Origin of the sequence: Kothea flammea, assembly GCF_052161645.1 — a bacterium.
Lineage (GTDB): Bacteria > Planctomycetota > Planctomycetia > Pirellulales > Pirellulaceae > Laterigemmans.
Genome location: NZ_CP197414.1, coordinates 1,771,759 through 1,791,902, shown reverse-complemented (window position 1 = coordinate 1,791,902; position 20,144 = coordinate 1,771,759). Strand labels below are relative to the sequence as shown.

General features: G+C 55.0%; 5 protein-coding genes. 4 read left to right on the top strand and 1 reads right to left on the bottom strand.

What is annotated here, in order from left to right; genetic code table 11:
• Nucleotides 1-895 precede the first annotated feature (895 nt).
• From SH139x_RS06340 to SH139x_RS06330, 3 genes are read left to right on the top strand one after another with little or no spacing between them, the layout of a single operon-like run.
• The gene (locus SH139x_RS06340) at nucleotides 896-9,136 is read left to right on the top strand and encodes a beta strand repeat-containing protein (protein WP_488354437.1); all 8,241 of its coding nucleotides are present in this window, start codon (nucleotides 896-898) and stop codon (nucleotides 9,134-9,136) included.
• Nucleotides 9,133-10,683, top strand: coding sequence for a hypothetical protein (locus SH139x_RS06335; RefSeq protein WP_488354436.1), 1,551 nt, complete (start codon nucleotides 9,133-9,135; stop codon nucleotides 10,681-10,683). The genes SH139x_RS06340 and SH139x_RS06335 overlap by 4 nt, the downstream gene beginning before the upstream one ends.
• Nucleotides 10,684-10,716: 33 nt before the next feature.
• The gene (locus SH139x_RS06330; RefSeq protein WP_488354435.1) at nucleotides 10,717-14,364 is read left to right on the top strand and encodes a hypothetical protein; all 3,648 of its coding nucleotides are present in this window, start codon (nucleotides 10,717-10,719) and stop codon (nucleotides 14,362-14,364) included.
• 381 nt (nucleotides 14,365-14,745) lie between these two features.
• On the opposite strand, the gene SH139x_RS06325 is transcribed toward SH139x_RS06330, so the two are convergent.
• Nucleotides 14,746-18,387 (bottom strand): PVC-type heme-binding CxxCH protein, encoded by a 3,642-nt coding sequence (locus SH139x_RS06325; protein ID WP_488354434.1) that lies wholly within the window; start codon nucleotides 18,385-18,387, stop codon nucleotides 14,746-14,748.
• Nucleotides 18,388-18,947: 560 nt separating this feature from the next.
• On the opposite strand from SH139x_RS06325, the gene SH139x_RS06320 reads away from it, so the two are divergent.
• Nucleotides 18,948-20,114, top strand: a complete 1,167-nt coding sequence (locus tag SH139x_RS06320; protein ID WP_488354433.1) for a dockerin type I domain-containing protein — start codon at nucleotides 18,948-18,950, stop codon at nucleotides 20,112-20,114.
• Nucleotides 20,115-20,144: the final 30 nt, after the last annotated feature.

The window sequence follows — 20,144 nt, the reverse complement described above, 5'->3', positions numbered from 1 at the left end:
TGCCGACGCCCGATTTAACGGTAAAATGGCAGAGGTTAATCCAGCAGCTTGCCTGCGGGCCCGTAGCTCAGTCGGTTAGAGCAGGGGACTTAGCGGTGGTGGCCTAAACGACCACGTTGGTCGCATGGACATTGCCAATGGGTTGCCACAATCTCTTGTAGCCAAGGGTTTGTGGTAGAATTCGTCAAATTCGGGGAAGGCTAAGTCGGCAACGATAGGCTAATCCCGAGCCAAGCCTCGCAAGAGGAAGGTGTAGAGACTGTACGGCGAACTCGTAAAGAGAAGAGACAGTCCAGACCACAAACTCGAAAGAGGCGGCGAAAGCCGTGGTTGGTACGCATAATCCCTTGGTCGGGGGTTCGAGTCCCTCCGGGCCTATTTTTCCACTCTCCTCCATCCATCCCGAACCTTTAAAAGCACCTCTTTAGGCTTTTCCCTCTTTCCATGGGGTGGAACTTGATGGCTCTGAATGGTCATCGATTGGGGGAACCAGAGTTGTCTTTTTCCCGGCCTTTTCCCTGCTTTCTGTCAAAAATGAGGGAACCGAGCCCGCTGGCTCGGCTCCAGTGCTCTTCGGTCACTTGCAGGCAGTGCTGTTCCGCAACTTGTCCCCGGCTGCGCGGTGGAGATGACCAAACCGGAAAATCTTTGCGGGAAGGTGAAACAGGACACCCAAAAACCACCACAAAGGGTGGATTCTACCGCAAAGGATCTTCGCGGCATCCACAGGGGAGACTATTCGTCGGCTCACATTCGCAATTGGTAAGCTCGTGGTCGAGTTGTAGGGCATCGATGGCTGAATCGGATTCGCGTAACGCGATTTTCTTAAAGTTTATAGCCGGTTCCAGATCTGGTATTGACCGCCGAAGCAGACACCACAGTCCAGGAATGCCGAATGTTCACGCAGCACGCTCGCAACAAGTCTCGCCGCGGCAAGCTAAGCCGTCTTAATCGCCGTAAATTCATTGTCGAGCAGTTGGAAGCACGCCAATTGCTGGCTGCCGACTTTATCGTCGATATGCCGACTAGAAACTTGGAATTGCAGGTTGCCGCAGACAAAGTTCAGGTGCTCGATCTCGCCACCGACCCGCCCACTGTCGTTCGTGAAGAAGCGGCTGACGATATCGATTCCAAACTGGTCAGTATCACCGCCGCTTCATTACTGGTCGATTCGGCTGTCGACCTGGAAGGCAACTCACTGGTGGTCAGCGCCAGTCGCATTAATTTTAGCGGTGGATCAGTAACAACAGCTGGTCGAGACAACGTGGGCAATCCAAACGAAGACTCTGGGGACGTTTTATTCTCCGCACAGCAAATCATCATTGGCGCCGGTTCCGTGATCGATACGAACTCAGCGTCAGCTGGTTTTGCGGATGGAACGCTGTCTTTAATCGCTGCCGATTTGGCAACCGATGCTCAGGTCTTCCGCGAACAGCTTTCACCGGTCGCGACGACTTTGCGTTCGGCCAAGATTGACCTCAGCGGAGCGACGCTGCGGGGGCGTGATATCATGCTAAAGGCCGATGGCATCGCGGCAACACGCTGGGATGATATTGGCGCGCTCAAGGATAACATTGGCGTCGAGTTGCTAACCCAGCTGCAGCAGATCCCTCAGATTGGCATCAGCCAGATCAGCCCACTTTCGGGTCAGGCAAAGGTCAAATTGTCAACTTCCGAGATCACCGTCCTGAATTCGACGATCGACAGCAGCACTTCGGTGACAATCAATGCGACAGCCGACTCGGATGCATCCATCAACGCGGTTGCCATCAACGGAACGCGCGACGACGGATCAAAGATCTTGGTTTCGGTAGCCTTCAGTACTTCTCAAGCCACGGCAAGCATCGATCTCGATGGCAACACTGAGGTGAACGCGACTCATCGCGTCGATATTGGCACCCATGCTACCACCACGGCTAACGTCGAATCCCGCGCTGATGCAAACTCGCGAGCTTCCAGCAATTCCGTGCAAGGCGCTTTAAACCTTTCCGGTGCCTACACCCAGGAAACATCGACCATCAACCTGGCCGAAGCCGCCAAGATCAATGCTGGAGGTACTGTCAAGATCGAGGCGACGGGAAAAGTTGAAAACACAGTCGGCGCCGAAACCTCTGTATTTGAAGATGGCACCGCCGGGCTGGCTGCTGCGGTAGGAGTCGACTACGCGACGATCACGGCCGACATCCGCGGGCAGATCACCAGCAACGCGACCGGCGGCGGAGCGGCTTTGACAGCCGCCGCGGCAAACATCGACCCCGCCGGCGATCGAATCACCTTCGATTCGATTCCCGCAGCGATGCCGCTGGTGGCCGGCGAGCGGATTGTTTACGAGCAAGGCTCTGGTGACTTGGGGCTGGACGACGGGCGAGAATACATCATTTACGACGCCAGCGATCCGGTTGCTGCAGCGGGCGGCAAAGTATCCCAATCGGTTCGTCTGATTGCCGCCGAAGCGATCGACATAGACTCTCGGCAAGTTCCTCCGGAGAGCGTACATACATTACGACGCATTTCAACGATTCGATTTGATGCTGCCGATGTCTCCACCGAAGCAGGGACGGGAGATGGTGTCATCGCGCTGGCTGGACTTCCGGCGGATGTGAGTAACTTGGTGTATCTCGGACCTAGCTTTGTTGGCAACGAGGATGCCGTCGGGATCGCTGGCTTGACGCAGAACCAAAACTACGAAGCGGTTCGCGACGGCAACAATGTCAAACTCCGCTTGCCCGGTACGACGGCATTCATAGACTTTGCCGCGCCGCCCGCTGGGACGCATGGATTTTCGTTTGTTGAATCGGTTGTCAGTTTTCGGCCGAATTCGAGCTCACAAGCGTCCGCCGTCGACAATCAGCGAAATACGATCCGGCTGCCTGCTGGACACGGACTGCAAACCGGAGACCTGGTGTTTTACCGCACCGACTCGACGCGAACGCTCTCTCGTGATATTGATGACTTTGGCCCTGGTGACACTTCATTGGAAACGCTGGGAACGGTGGCCTTGCCCGATGCGCCAATCGACGGATTGCGAGATGAACTGGGCTATCGTGTAGTCGTCGATCCGGACGATCCGAACCAGATTCGTTTGACGACATCGATCTTTGCAGTGGCTGCGGCGAGCATTCAAGATTTGAAAGCCGATTCGGGCAGTGGCCATCGGTTCGTTCGTGAACTTGGTCGACAAGGCATCGTCGTCAATGCCCATTTGGATGCAACCAATTCGGCCAGCACCGGTGCAAAACTGAGTGATAAAACACAGCCCTGGGCCGAAGTGGCCATCGGCGCAGCAGGTGGACAACCCGATTCCATCGCCGCCGGTGCCTACGGCCTGTTCAACGGCCTGCGAGACAAATTGGAAACGAACTCGGTCGACAGCGCCAAACAAACGACGCAAGTCGAAACCGATAGCAGAGACTCGCTGGATTTGGCCGGCGCGTTGTCCGTTGCATTCTTTGATCATGATGTGCTGGCGACGATCGCTACCACGGCGATATTGACATCCACCAGTGACTTGGTCGTTGACGCAAGCATTTCACAATCCGCTTCGATCGGAGCCGAGTCAACCGCGACACGGCGTGGCGTCGATGATTTCGAAGCTGGCCAGGACCCTGGTGGTGACGGTGAAGACACCGAAATCTCGGCCGCGGTGGCGATCGGTATCTACAACAATGACGCCCAAGCCATCATCGATAGTGAACGGGGCATCAATGTCAATGCACAGACTCTGGTCAGCGCTAAGGTCGACTATCCGCTACTGGCAGACTCAATTACCGCTGGAATGAATCCCTTCCTGGCCCTTGCCACAGGGGGATTGGACGGGGTCGAAGGAACTTTGGACGGAACGCTCGGGTTGACCGAGCTGTTCAACGTGCAGGTCAGCACGGTCGCCGGCGCGACTGGCGACGCACTGGCGTTAGCCGGCGGCATCGCGGTGACCGACACGACCAATAACGTCGTTGCCAGAATCGGCGATTCGGCACTCATCAATCAATTAGTCGATCTGGCGCAGCATGATCCCTCCGTGTCGGTGATTGCTGATCTATCGGGCCAATGGATCGAAGCCGGCCAGATGGCCTCTTATAACTTGGATATCAAGGGATTGATTGAAGCGCTTCAAGGTGGCAGCGTTTCTGATCCATTGGGATTCTTGGGAGAACTGGTGAATCCATTCGGTGTTAGCGGTCAGAACGCAGCGGGCGGGGTTATGCTGTTGACGCTGGCCGACAACCAAACGGTTGCCGAGATCGGTGATCAGGCGATGATCACGGCCGACGGCGTTATCGAAGTCAGTGCGACCAGCAATCTTTACAACCTGGCCGTCGTACAAACCGGCGCCCGCTCAACCGACTTTGGTTTTTCCGCGTCAATCACCGCCGCTGATATCGACAACCTCACGCACGCATCGATTTCGAATAACGCCAAGATCACCGCCGGCTCCCTGGAGGTTGCGGCCAGTGACACACTCAATCGCGTCGCCATCGCCGGCGCCATCCTGCGCGGTCGACAAACTGGAATCGGAACCTCGGTTAGTGTCAACCTGATCGATCAAGATGTCGCCGCTTTCGTCGATCGTAGCGACAACAGTACCGGCAATGTCGCGGCCAACGAAGACGTTCTTGCGATCAGTGGGCCAATCGACGTAACCGCAATTACCGATGGAGACATTTTTGCCTTGGCAATGGCTGGTGCGGCGCAAGGATTCAGGGAAACCAGTAGCACAGGCACCGAAGGCGGCGCCACCGCGAATGTCGATGCAAAAAAAATTGGGCCGATTGCGCTGACCATCCCCGTTGCCTATAACGAACTCAACACGGATGTTTCGGCACACATCAACAACCTGCGTGCCCGTTCGGAAGACGTCCACATCAATGCGCGGTCCCAACCTAAGATTCAAACGGTCGTGGTGGGGGCTTCGTTCGCCGTCCAAGCAGGAGCCAACGCGGCTCCCGGAAAACTAAATTTGGCCGGCGCCGGGGCAGTCGGGCTCAACACGATCGAGCAGAATGTAGCCGCCTTTATCAAAGACAGCGACGTGGAAACGGCCGGTGGTCGGGGTGTCATCGTCAAGGCCACCGATCAGTCTTCGATCGAATCGGATGCCGGTGGCTTCGGGTTCTCATTGGCCACCACACCGCAAAATCGAGCCGCACTCTCGTTCGGTGTCAGCGTGGCCGTCAACGATGTCAGCGGCACAATCCAGGCTCACGTCGAAGACTCGGTTGTGACCCTCAACGCGGGCGATATCGCGGTCGAAGCCAAGTCAGAGTCGACCGCCGAAGCGCTCGCGATTGCGGGTGCACTTTCGGCTCGTTCGGGCAGCCAGACCGGCGGTTCGTTCGGGGGAGCCGGTGCCGCAGTGATCAACGAAATCGCGAAAACCATATCGGCACAAGTCACCGAGGGGTCAAGCGTGACCGTTTCCGACGGTGCATTGACGGTGCAAGCGACCGACAACAGTCAAATCGTGGCGGATGCCGGCGGCGTCGGCATCAGTCTGAACGCTGGTTCCGGTAGTAGCGTCGCGGGCGCAGTTGGCATCGCGGTCGCGTTAAACGAAATCGCGAACAACATCACAGCATCGATTGATCAATCCACTGTTGATGCCACTGGCCATGTCTTGGTCAGTGCCGCTCTGGAATTTGTGCAGATCGATGCCTTTGCCTTGGCCGCTGCGGGCGGCGTCGCGGGTGGAGCCGGACTTGGGGCAACCCTGGCTGGTGCTGGCAGCGGAGCACACAACGACATCGGAAACTCGATCACCGCATCGATCATCGCTAGCCAAGTCGATTCGTCCAGCGGGCCGATCGACGTGCTGGCTGCCGACAATTCAACAATCGATTCCAATGTTATCGGCGCAACGATCAGTGTTGCGGCCGGTTCCCAAACCGGCTTCGCCCTGGCTGTGGGAATCTCAATTGCGAAGAACGAAATTGGGAATCGCACCCAAGCGTTCCTGCGGAACGCGACCTTGGACGCGGGCGGTGGAGTCGTCGTCAATGCAGACCAAAACTCGACGATCAAGACATCTTCCATTGCGGCATCGGTCGGAGTGGGGGCCGGAGGATCCACCGGTGCCGGTATCAGCGGCGCAGGTGCTGGCGCCATCAACGAAATCAGCAATCAGACGCTGGCCTATGTCGACGGCAGTACAGTCAGATCATCAAATGGGTTGCAAGTCCTTGCTAACGATCTCTCAGCCATCACCGCGGAAATCATCGCGGCCGCTGCTGCGGTCGGCGGTGGCGGAACAGGGCTTGGCGCCGCGATCGGCGTCTCGGTTGCTGAGAATCGTATCGGCGACGCATCGACCTTTGCAGCCGATCCGACAGCGTCTAGATCGTCACAGGCGTCGGTCGTTCAAGCGTATGTGAATCAATCCGAAATTGATGTGGATGGTTCTGTCGATGTTCTGGCGACCGGCGGGGGCACCATCAACGCCACCGTCGACGCGGTCAGCATGGCGGCGGCTGCCGGCGGTACCGGGGGAGCCGGTGCCGGTGCCGGTGTTTCGGCTACGAATGTGATCGAAAGAGAAATCATTACGATGGTACAAGACTCCACCGGTGCCGGGATTGATGGTCAATCGGGAGTCTTCGTGACGGCTTCCGATCAGGTGGAAATCACAACGACCGTATTGGCAGCTTCACTAGCGGTTGCCGTGGGTAATTTCTCGGCCGCCGGATTGGTGGCCGTTTCCAGCACCAATGCCAAAATCAATAACAAGGTTCAAGCGGGAATCCGACGCTCCACGGTGAACAGTGCGTTTGGCACGGTCACGGCCATCGCGTCTGAAAATGCGGTGGTCAGTGCGACTGCCACGGCCGCTGCTGCATCAGCCAGCCTTGGTGTTGGAATATCAGCTAGTGGCGGCGGAGCTATCTCCCATGGGGAAATCACCTCGGTCACCGATGCCCACATCCGCGAGAGCACGGTCAATGCCGCCGGCATGGAAATCAGCGCCTACGACTTTTCGATCGCAGACGTGCAAACTGAAGCCATCGCGATCTCGATCGGCCTAATCGGGCTGGGAGTCAGTGGATCATCAGCGACAAGTATCATCACGCCTCGAGTCGACGCGGTGTTAATCGACAGCGATGTCAACGTCAACTTTTTGCACTTGTATTCAACGTCGCAACCGGTTGCTACCGCCGATGCCGCGGGCTTGGCTGTCAGCAATGGACTGTCCGCGGGTGTTTCAACTGCCACCGTTGAATTGGGTGGCCGAGTCGGAGCGACAATCGACAGCGCCCAGCACCCAATCAACGCTGAGTCGTTATATATCAACGCATCGGCCTATCAATTTCAACCTTCACGCGCATTCGCACAGGGCTCGGCCGGCGGCTTGCTGTTAGGAGCCGACGCGACCGTGACGTCGGCTACCAATGAAACTCAGGTGATCGCAGCAATCGAAGACAATACCATTTTGAACATTCTGTCTTGGACCCACATCTTGGCCTACCAAGACGCTTGGCAAGAAGCTGATTCCAGCAGCTTCGCTCCCGGCTTGGCTGCTGCGGGTATCACCAAGGCGACCGCCCAAAGCAATACGACGACCATTGGAAAGATTGACGACGGCGTAAAACTGACGACCGGAACGCTCAACATGGATGTTTTTGCGACCGATACCAATATCGCAAACACGACTTCGGGGGCGGCCGGTGGAATCAGCGGTGCGGTAGCGTTGCCTAGCACGGTAACCAACAGTACGACAGAAACCCGAATCAACGACAATGCTGAAGTCAACGTGTCGGGAGCCGCTTCGATTTTCACCCACCATAGGGCCTTTCCGAACACCACGTTGACGGCGGCAGCTGGAGGTTTGTTGTCAGGTGGCGGTGGTATCGTTGATAACGACGTCGACTCTACCGTCACCACACGAATCGGCAATGGCGTCAAATTCAATAGTAATTCGCTGCGGGCTGAGGCACGTAACATCGTAGAAAAAGCGGACTTGGGAACCAATGGGAACGTCAATGCCACCGCCGGCGGAATCATCGCCGGAGTTGGCGTTGACAGCGACACCGTCTTAAGCCTTCGCACCCTGGTCGAAATCGGTGAAGCGGCCGAACTAAGTATTGGAGATTCGCTTACTGATTCGCTCGATCATTCGCTCACCATGTTGGCCGAGAACACGATCAATGCGACCGACCAATTGACTTTGCGAAGTGGTGGTATCGCGGCGGGCGGTGACAACAATTCATCGATTCGCACTTTGGTAAACGATGCCCAAGTGCTGATTTCACGCAACGCAATCATTGACGTGGCTGGATCGATCAACGCATCGGCACGCGGTCACGGTGACGTTTCGATTCAAGCCAACTCAGAAACTTATGGTGCTGCGACGGTCGGTGCTGGGTTGTCGGAAATCCGAATCACGCCCAAGAACGTCGTCAACGTCGGTCTAGGCGCAATGATTACGGCGATGGGTGATATTGACTTTTCTTCTGGGACTGACACGGCAGGGAACGAGGATCAGTACGACATCAATTCACGAGTCGACACGTTCGCTAGCAGCGTGATTCCGATTGACATCATGGACGCGACCGCGGAGCTGCTGCAAGACAACCAAATAAACATTTTTGCCGGTGCCAACGTGAAATCGGCTGGGAACATTCGCCTGCATGCCGAACGCTTCGGCGATCCCCAGATCAAGGCCCAGGTGAAAGCGGTCAACTGGACAACCGGTTTGACCAGCGCGATTGATGGTCTGTTTGCCGAAGGCGGCACGGAACAATTCAAAGGCACCGCGACGACCGACGCTGTGGGAACGGTTCTTATCGACGGGAATGTGGAAACGGGAATCCGCCGCAACCAAGTCCTGGAGATTGATCGTGTCACCCGAGCGAATGTACCAGAAGACACACCCGACTCGCCCGAACTGTTCACGGTCGTGTTGTCCGCTCGATCGACCGACGGCGTTAGCTTTAGCAAGACACTCACTCCGGTGACATCATCATTGGATGTGGCGCTGTCCGAGGCGTACAAAAACCTGGAACTGTACGACGAAAATCCAACGTTGAGCGCCTTCTACAACAACGAAATTACCCGCATCCATGCGAAGTTGGAGGCTCAAAATTTGCTGGAAACTCTCTCAGGAGAATTTGCCGGTACGAAGGTTCCCGTACAGCGAATACCTTGACGCTGGTCGTTGATCCGATCATCGCTCAGGCTGGAACCATTGATATTGTCAGCGATGGCGATCAGCTAGCCGGGTCCGGGACTGTCAGTGCACCGGGCGATGCCAGCGTGGAGATCATCAACAAATCATTTGCCTCTTTGGATTTGAAAGGAATTCGCATTCCCGATCAAAATGGTGGCGTGTTTTTCAATTCAAAGAACATTACCCCGATTGGGTCTTCGATGCCGTCGATCTTGGTCGACAACGTTGCCGATGTCACTTCACTAGAGCTGACCAATAACGGCAGTTTTGATCTCACCTGGCCCAGCATCACGGTCAGCGACAACGGGGTAATCGAGAATCTAGGGGGCAATGTGACACTTCGCAACTTTACGGCCGGAGCCGGCAGCATTATCGTCAATGGTTCGATCTTGGCCAGCACCCCGCGAATCTTGGCTGGCAACCAAGGCGCCGCCGCCTTCAATTCGGGCGACAATAGTTCCGCTCCTTACGAAACCGGTGGTGTGGCCTACCAGAACTGGAACGCATTGACCGCAGGGGGCCTGGGAGTCGACGGACAACCGATCGGACCAGGAACAGGAATCCTGAGCGTATCCCAACCGGCACTCGAAAACTATCTGGGCCAAGAACCAGACACCGTCAACGTTTTTGGCAATCGTATTTTTGTTTCCGCGCAATACATCAATCTGAATGGAGTGATGCAGAGTGGAACCGATGTTTATGAGTTAATTATTGGCACCGAGACAAACGACGAGATCGAATCGCTGCGTATTTCGGGTGCGACCGGAACCCGCAGCCTGACCTCAGTTTCAAACCCTAACTTCATTATACGATACAACTTTGATACGAATCGAATCATCGTTGAAGAAGTCCGCAGCGGCGGCGGCTACATCGATTTGACCGGTAGTATCTCAAACACTCACAACGGTGAATTAAGAGTGCTGGGTGGCTATTCGCGAATCAGCATCGATAACCGCACCAATCACGATCTCCAACTCAAGCGGTTGGACGTTTCGGAGCGCGGCGACGGCATCGTGATCATCAAAGATTTGAATAAGGGAACCGCGGCCAACCCAGGCGTGTCGATCTACCGAGTAGAAGGCGATAGCGTCCGCGCTGAGACGCCGGAGGGGAGCCATACCAAACCTAGCCTCAACAATCAGTTCGAATACGTTCCCAAAGATGGCCTGCGGTACGGTTGGTCGGTCGGCCAGGATCTGATGACGCGGACCGAAACCACCTATCGATCCAATTCGTTTCTGGGGTTTGATGCTTTGGCAACCGACCCTGATGCCGAAATTATCAACGTTGAAGATTTTCCTATTGGCACACCGCGACTGCTCGAATCAGGCGCCTACTTCTATACCGACACAAACCCAGCCATCGGCGCCTACCATTTCGAATCCAATTTTTACCAATACTCGGACAAAACTCCTGACGGGGGCAGTTCGTCTGGTGGCGTGTCGATTTTGGGACTGTCTCTGAGCAGTTACTATGAGCGGATCGAAATTCGTGAAACGGGAACCCGTTTCATGGCGACTCACTAGGTCGATGCCGATCGCCCTGTCGATATCAAGTTCTTGGGAGACCTGGAAGGTTCGATTTCGATCACATCCGGCGGCACCGTCTATGTTACAGACACGCTGAGCAATGCTAGCGGCAGCACGACCATCCGTTCGAACAACCGTGGCGTTCAACAGTTGCGTGACGGCCTGGTTAGCGGCAAATCCATCCAGATCACCACGGAAGGACCGATTGGATCAGCCGACGCACCGCTGCTGACCAACATCTCCGACCGACTTCCGCATGACTTCATTTCGAATCGTGGAGAAGCTGGCACACTAACGACCGTGGCACCAACCCAGTTCGTGTTGGTCGCCAGCGATCATACCGCTGGCGGAACGCCGGGATTGGTGTATCGCTATGCGGGCAGCCGTACCGATATCAATTTACGAAACGAGGACTTCTCCGACACCGCTCGCTGGGCGGTTCCCCAATTCCAACCGAGTCTTGGATTACAAACCAAGAGCAGCGACATCACGGTTCGCGAGATTCAAGGTGACTTGCCAGTTGCGGTCGTCGCCAACAGCCCACTAGGGGTTCCCGCAACCGGTGGCGATGTGAGTCTGACCGCACAAGGCAGCATCGTCCAAATTGACGGCGTCGGCTTTAGTTTTGTAGTCGGCACTTCGGTCAACTTGGTCGCCGAATCGGGTTCGATCGGCAGTGCCGACAAGCCTTTTCCTGTCTCTCCCGACTTTTTGAACGTCATCAAGAATCCTGAAAATCGCCTCAATGCCTCGGCCGCTGGTGACATCTCGCTGGAGCTAGAAGAGACAACGTCGATTGACACAATCACCGCCGGCGGGGATGTGCGAATTGAGTTTCCTGATGGTGTCCCCGGGACTTTGATTGACGGCAACACCTTCGCTGTGCGTGATGAACGAGCAATTGAAGAAGTCACCCAAGCGGTCTGGGGAGACTTGCAACTGACGGTCGAACTCGGTGCCAACGAAAAAATCGCTGAACGGATCAACGCGATCATCGCCTCGCGAAACCAAGCTTACGATGCCTATTGGAATTTCCGCTCGCAACAACCCGATCCATCCGTGTACGATTCCAACTTCCGCGTCACGCTGACTGATGATGAACAGGGTTTCTACGAATCTGAGCTTCGCCAACAGGGGACCGATCAAGGGTTGGCAGGCGGCGATCTAGACGCGTTTGTGGCGGCGGGAATTGCGACACTCCAAGATAACCGGACCGCCCAATACCATGACTTGCACGACGACTGGGGATCGCTCGGAGACACGTTCGATCCAGAATTCAGTTACACGCCTACCGGGGATGAAATCGCCGAGATTAACGCGTCAACCAAAATCTGGACGGTCGAGGAATTGCTGAACTTACAATCGGCGGCGTTCCTGAATGTCACCGATACCGAATTCGTGATCGAACAACCAAACATCATCGGCCGCAATATTTACCTGAATGTGGCTGGCGGAATCGGCCAGTACCAAAACGGGAAAACCGTCCCGTTGAAGAACGCTGATGGTTCAGATGCATTCCTGACGATTGACGAACGAGCCGCCATCGCCGCCGCGGAACGCGGCGATGTCATCTTCTTGACACAGCCGCCGACTCAGGTGGTCGCCCGCATCTCACCCAACAACACCATCCAGTTGGAAGGTTCAGGATCCGATTGGTTTGCACTCGGGTTTTCCGTGGGCCAATCGATCTACTTGGAAAGCAACACCAGAGATACGACCGATGAAGGCGTTTTCTATGAAATCATTTCGTTGGATGCGATCGACATGGTGCTTTCAACACCGACGCGCATGCAGCAAGATGATCCTCGCCCCATTCTGATCGCGCCAGCGATTGCCGATCCAGCGAACCGCGATTCCGCGACTCATCTACGAGTGCTACGTCGCGAAGACATTGACATCAACGCCACCGGATTTGTCCAAGCCGATTCAAGCCGTCACATCTTTCTTGGCTCCGAGGGGGACATGACGATTGACGGTATCTATGCCGGTCCAGAACAACGCGTTCAAATCAAAGTCAGCGGATCATTGAATACCACGGATGCAGAAATCATCGATGTGGCGGGTGGACGAATCGTCTTGGAAGCGGCTCGCGGAAACATCGGCCGAGATGAAGATCGACTCTTTATTGACAGCTCTGAGCAGGGCTACTTGACCGCGCGAGCCGAACAAGAAATCGCGATCGCCGAAGAGAATTTGGATTTTCTGTTCCCGATGAATTTGCGTGTCAATCAAGTCTTCTCGAAAGAGTCATTCGTCAAACTGTCGTCACGCGATTCGATCTTAGACGCCTTCGGCACCGATGAGACCAACATAAGGGGCAATGACATCAGCTTGGTGGCGGCCGACCAGATTGGAAACGAAACTGATCCCTTGGATATCGACTTAATTGGCGACGGAAAATTGGATGCCATCGCCAATAGCAGCATTCAAATATCGGAGACGGCCGGCAACTTAAACTTACGGCATATCGTCAGCTTCGATGCGCACGTCACGTTGACTGCTGACGGCTCCATTCTGGATGCTGTCGACGTCGAAGAACCCTACGATAACCTAGAAAATCTTGTCGATGCTGCCCCGATCGCTGGTAACCCTGGCATGGACATCGACGGCGCAAATATCACGCTGGTTTCTAAGAACGGTTCGATTGGGGTCCCCGGCAACGAACTGGACATCAAGACGTCGCCTCCCGACACGATCGGAAATCGGATCTTTACGTTGACAACGTCCAGCGCGCTGGGGACCTATATCATCGAGTCAATTGATCCCCGCTTGGACGAAAATGGCCTCCCAGCCCCAACCAATGACCTATACCTTGGCACGATCAATACCAACGGCAACGCAGCATTCATCACCGCACCCGGCGGCAAGATTTTCAATGGTCTGGCCACTGGCGAAATCAATGTCTTCGCCAACGAGATCGATTTTGGAACCGATTGGAAACTCTTGGCTCCGCAGTGGGTCGGCGGTCAGTTCACGCATCGCATCAGCGACGGTGAAACAGAATTGCGAATCCAGAATGAGATTCCATATCGCAACCCAATCAATCGGTTCGATGTCAACTTTAGCGGCGACATGACACCCATCGACGCTTTGGTGATCATCAATCGACTGAACAATGCATCCTCGACCGACCTCACCGCACCAGTCACGCCAGCTGATTTAGAGGGCTTTCGCTATCTCGATCCCAACAACGACAAGAAAGTAAATCCCTTGGATGCGTTGATGATCATCAACGCGTTGAATCGACAGGGATCTGGACGACAGGGATCCGGTGAGGCGACATCGCTGGCCGCCGTGGGCGTTGCATCGCCAGCAACGGTTTCCTTACGGCCCGAACCCAGCACCAATGGCTCCGATCACCAAATTCGGCAAACCTGGGCATACGATCACAGCCAGATCAAGGATGCTGAAAGCTGGCTAACCGATGACCAGTTCTTGGAGGAACTAACTGGTCGAGAAGAGATCCCCTTGATTCTTTTTAGCCCTCGCGATGTCGCCAGGCGGAGCGAGCATACTCTTCGGCACGTTCCTCCTAACCTCCGACTTCCATCGGCCCGCCGCGATTCCTCAATCGCTTCAAACTCTCTGCTGGCTGCCGCGAGTGAACATCAGCAACTTGCGTGGCAGCAGTTGTGCTGGAAGAATAACCTGGGGACAGGCATAATCATTTGTCACTAACCTGGCGTCGTGCGAAGGACTGGCTAGGGAATGACTGAAGAGGTGTTCGCGGAAGGTGCGGAGTCGAGGGCTTGCACCGTTAGCTATAAACAGTTTGTGCGAAAGGGGAGTCTGGGCACATAGCTTGACCGATCCTGTCGAGCAGTTCGGTGTAGGCCATTGTTAATAAAAATCTAAACACCGCTAGCGATGAATTGGCTTCGACGTGGCTGTTTGAAAAATAAAGACGCGGAAGAAACCACCGCATCTCAACGAGACATCCGTCTTTGATTACCGTAAACTCTATGCAATTGGAACCTCAACAATGCCCAGGTCAAACTGAGGGATTGCACGAACACGTTAAGGACGGAGGGAGCAATCTTTCGAGAAACGCGACCTGGCTCAATGCTTTGATGCCTGACTGGCCTCCTGCTCGAGATAGCGAATCAGGCTGGCCAATTCATCCGTCTTGAGAGTCTCATGAAAATTACCAGGCATTAATGATTTGGTTCCTTGACGAAGCTCTTCAATCTCATCTTTAACGATTTGAAATGGCTTACCATCGTTACCGACCATCATCAAATGGAACTCGTCCTCACTGCGAACAAGCCCGGTAAGAACTTGACCATCCAAGGTAAGCACGGTGGTCACGCGAAAGGCTCGATCGACATTGCGATCGGGCTGCAGGATGTCCTCAATCAATCGAACTGGCCCACGCCCACCCACGCCATCAAGCTGTGGCCCCACTACCTGCCCGACACCAGCCAGTTGGTGACAATTCGCGCAGTGCTTGGTAAACAAGGCTGCCCCGATGGCAACCTGGCCTGCTCCGCGACTGTAGGCGGCTAACACCTCCTGCATTGCCGCTTGCACAGCGTCGTCGGTCGGCTCTGCCAGTTGCCTGAGTTGCTCATACAGTTTTTGCTGCGTGGGCGTGATCACCGCTTCAATTTTGTCAGCCACGTTCTTATCCAACAGCACTTGAGCCGACATTGCACCAGCGTCAATCGTTTCCAGCAGAGGCGCGACTAATTCCCGATTCGCGACCAACCTTAGCGTGAATTGACGCTGGCCAGACGCGTTTAACTGTTTGGACCATGCGACCAGCTCCTGGGAAACATCGAGGGCCAACTCCGTGGTGGCCGCTTGCAACCAATTGGCGGGCAATCGCTCGAGCGATACGGCGTCGTCAACGCTATCAAATAAAATCGTCAGCAATGGCTGTCGATTCAGTGCAGCCATCGCACGTCCCACTTTCGCACGTTCGCGTAAAGACAGTTGCTGGCCGTTGAGGAGCGTATTCAGCTGAGGAAGAAACTGCCGCAACTGATAGTCGGTGACCAATTGCAATGCGCGGCGCAACGGTCCCACAGTCTCACTTGGCTCCAGCCAGTTCGGCTCCACTTGACCAAAAGCTAACCAAGCATAAGCACCCGCCGCATCACCGTCGATGCAACGCAAAATCACCTCCCGCGATTGCAAGTCTCGACAATCCCATTCGACTCGTTGAAGTACGTCGCTGCGGGGAGGCAAAGCAGTTCGCAACACTTCACCGCTGGCGGCGTCAACTAGCTCGATGCGATTTCGGTGATGATCAACTTGGTCTGGGGAACCATTATGTCCGGCCAGCAAAAAGGCGACCCGCTCCGGTGCGGGAAAACGATCGGTCGCCAAGGCTCCCGTGTATTGTTCACCCAGTGGAAACGAACTGGTAACTTGGATTTCTTCGCCGCTGCTAGTGCGACGCTGCTGCGTTGGCCAGCCAGTCCCAGTTTCCGACTCCCAAGCCACATCGAGCGTTCGACCGGCCTTTGCCAATTCCTCGAGGGCGGCCAATTCCAAGCTCACTCGCTCTGCTGCCCAAGCCCGCATACTAGCCTGCGCCGCCTCGGCATCGCCCAGTTCGATGGCGATGACGTTCATAATCTCTTGACGTTGCGCAGGCAGACGATTGGTAAGTTCCCGAGCCACCATGACCACATCGTTGGCTTCTGGTTGAGCCTTTAAGCAACGCGCCGCGTGGGCTAGAAACTCAACAGATTGTGAGGGTCGCGCATCGCCATCCCCTAGAAATGTCAGCAACGTCTTACCAGCAACCACCGAGTCCACCGCAACTAAAACGGTCGCCAGCTGCTCGCTCAACGGGCCCAACATTGCCTGGTCAAGAACCTTGGCAAGATCTTCGCTGGGAAAGTCTCGAACTTGATTACGAATCGCGATGCGTATTGTCTGCCGCAAAATAGTGTCGTCCTCAGCAGCCTGACTCCAAGCATCAAGCAAATGCGGAACGAACTGATTGGCGGGAACCATCCCTAGTAGCTCGGCTGCCTGACGCCGCACGTGAGGATTCACATCATTTAAAGCAGCCACGGCAGTATCACGAGCCATGACTTTAAAAGCAGCTTGCTGGCGCCCAACCACTAACTCGACCATCGCCCTCAAACCATGCAACCGAAGTTGAGCAGACTGGCTGTTCGATAACTCAGCTTCGCGAAGCAATTGCTCAGTCAATTGCCCTCGTCGAAGTAGGTACCAAAGGGCGACAATCCGCTGCCGCACTCTCATTTGCCCCGCTCTCACTTCTTGATTAGCAATTTCAGATTCTTCCACCGCAGAGTCTGCTGACGTTGCGCGTAGCAATTCTTTGGCGTCCGCGTCCAAATTGGCATCCGGATGCCGCAAGCTGTGCGCCAAAGCCAGATCACGGCGGACAAGATTGCAACTCCCCCAAGCATCGACTAATGGCCCTTCGCTGACCGCTAAAGATTCTTGCAGGCCATCCTCTTCATGGGCCCCGTTACTGACGCGGCTAATCCGCCAGATCCGACCACGAAAACGATCACGTCCCGGGTGATCTAGGGGAACCTCATAATGGCCGATGATCTTGTTATAAAAGTCTGCGACATAAATTGCTCCGTCGGGACCAAGTCGAACATCGACGGGGCGAAACCAAGGATCATCACTGGTCATAAAATCGGGTAGAGGAATCGCACGCGCCGAGGCGCCTGTATATTCGATGCGATTCCGGTTCAGCCGAGAGGTCATGACATTGCCGCTCAATGTCTGATCGGCCAACTCGTCAATTCCCAACTCAGCCGACAAGAACTCGACACCAGAAATTGCCGTGCTACCGTGCAAGTGGTCCATCATGGGAGGAACAAATCCCAAACCATCATCGGGACGGCCGAAGCTCGGGTAGTAGCCGCCACGAATTAATTGGCTAAGTGGCTTACTGTGGCAATCAGCGGTGAAATAGTAGCCCCAGGCGTCCATGGCGCGGCCAAACGGATTGACCTGTCCCCATGTCACCTGCTCGACACGACTGCCATCGGGGCGGAAGCGAAAAGAGTTCCCTGAATGCATGGTAATGGAGTGTCCATCCTTACCGGCAACCGTCGACTGATTATTAAAACCATGGTTAGCATAAACCCAACCATCAGCCCCCATTCGCATTGAGTTGATCATGCCATGAGTATCGCGGGTGGTATCAAATGGGCCTAGGACAACCTCTCGCCGATCACATACACCATCACCATCCGTATCGCGAAGGTAGTAGATGTTTGGAATGCTGAAACATAAGCAACCATCACCGTAGGGTAAGACACCGATTGGAATATTGAGTCCAGTGGCAAAGACAACGGCCGTGTCGGGTACCCGATCACCGTCGGTATCTCGCAAGATGCGAACCGAGTCTCGCTTTGGCTGCTCATCGCCCGCTGGATAAGGGTATTCAAAGCTATCGGTGACCCACAGCCTCCCGCTGCTATCCCATGCCAAGTTCATCGGCTTGGCAATTATTGGCTCGGCAGCCACCAGCTCGACCTGGAAACCAGGTGGCAAGTGAAAGCCAGCTCGTTGCTCCTCAGGTGTGCGCGGTCCACTAGGACGGACACCTGCCCCGTACCAATCAGACGGCGAGTTGGGTTCGGCGGCACCGACCACATGTTCACCATCAAGTCGATCCGCGGCCCAGCAGCGGTGCTCCAACTGCGCTGTAAAACCGAAGAGAAACGCCAGAAACGACGGTATCAGCAGATATTTCATACCGAAAAAGCACAAGCAAGTGGAGGGAAGGGGAGAGGAGGGCAAGGGAAAACCCGACCAAACAATCCTCTGGGTTCTCCTGTCCAACTCCCATCTTAAATGATTCCCGCCCCAACAGCAAAACCCGCTCTCTAAGGAAAAACCTTAGTCACGCCGCGATGTTGGTGATCCAACACGCCTGCTCGCCAGCAGCAGTGCTGACTGACAAACCAGCCGGTTTAGAAGTGGTCGCATTTCTCCTGCGCGAAGCTGGTGCCTAACGTCCACCAACCAGTCCAAAAAGCTGCTGCCCAGTGAATCACTTGCCAAGACTCGAGATTCCATATCTAAAAAAGTTGCAACTCACTCACCAACTCGCTACGTTCCAACAACCGATTTTCAAGAATACTTATCAAACTCTTAAAGTGTCATCGATCTGATACATGCACAACCTATCATCTCTGCACAGTATGAGACTATGCGGAAAACGGCCATGGCGGGCGAGCAAGTTTGAGGCGATTCGCAAGTTAGTTTTCGAGCGTTTTGCCGAGCGGTTGCTATGCGCTGCGGATACAGCCGCGATGGAAACCGAGCTTATATATCAACTAAATCGCCACCGGGTAACGTCACCGAAGACCATCAACTCTGGTGCAAGTGACATCAAAACGACAACAGGTACACAGCCGCTAGCGATCAATCGCGAACTAGCGCAAGCTGCCAGCGAATACGCCAATAGCATGGCGGAACTCAATTTTTTTTCCCACATTCATCCCGAGACAGGAGTGACGGCTAATTTGCGAGTCCGTCAAGCTGTTTATGAACTGGCCAGCTGGCTTGGCGACGACGCCAACAACGTCGAGTTGATTGCTGGCGGGAACTCGCTCGTCGATCCGGCTGCGGCGTTGGCTGAACTGCTAGACAGCAATGACAACAGCAATCAATCACGGCGTGACGCATTGCTGGGAGTGGACGAAGTATTTGCCGCTCATCAAGAAATTGGAGTCGGGTTTGGCAGCCGGCCCGCAAGTGCCTTTGAAAACTACTGGGTCATCGCGCTTGGACATCGAGCCGCCGCTGACCGATTTATGACCGGGGTTGTTTACGATGATGTAAATTTCAACGGCCAGTTTGACGCCGGGGAAGGTATTGCGGGAGTCGAGGTCAAATCGGGTGCGTTGATTACTCGATCCGATAGCACGGGAGCTTATACCCTACGTGTCGGCAGTGGGGTTCATTACCTGGTGACCAGCGGTGTTGGGCTAAGTTCGCCAATCGAACAAGCAGTGATCGTTCGCGAAGACAATGTTCAAGTCGACTTTATTGCCGGCGGCGATGCCCAAGTGAACTTCCGCTCACGATCGCTTTGGACCGCTCCGTACCGTCACGTAGATGTTAATCAAAATGGCACTGTCGAGCCACTCGATGCGCTAGCGGTCATCAATCATCTCAATCGGCATGGCGCCGGCAGGTTGGAGTGGACAAACCAACAACCGATCATCTCCCACATCGATACCAACGGCGATCAATTTGCCAGCCCCCTCGATGCGCTCTTGGTAATTAACTACCTGAATCGGCGAGTTGGCGAGGGCGAGGCCAATGTATCCGCACCAGCGCCAGTTTTTTGGCTGGCAGGGCTCTGGGATGGGACAGAAGAAAAGACCAGTCCGGCGGCTGAGGAAGGTTTTGATCCCTCACTCGATACGCTAACCTCTCCTTCTAGATTCTCAACGACTTATGACTCAGCATGACGATGCTTCGAGATTCGGGCTAAAACGCAG

Bases quoted from the DNA above. Each gene is read 5' to 3' on its own strand.
- SH139x_RS06340 (WP_488354437.1), top strand. From the start codon at position 896: ATGTTCACGCAGCACGCTCGCAACAAGTCTCGCCGCGGCAAGCTAAGC.
- SH139x_RS06325 (WP_488354434.1), bottom strand. From the start codon at position 18,387: ATGAAATATCTGCTGATACCGTCGTTTCTGGCGTTTCTCTTCGGTTTT.
- SH139x_RS06320 (WP_488354433.1), top strand. From the start codon at position 18,948: ATGGAAACCGAGCTTATATATCAACTAAATCGCCACCGGGTAACGTCA.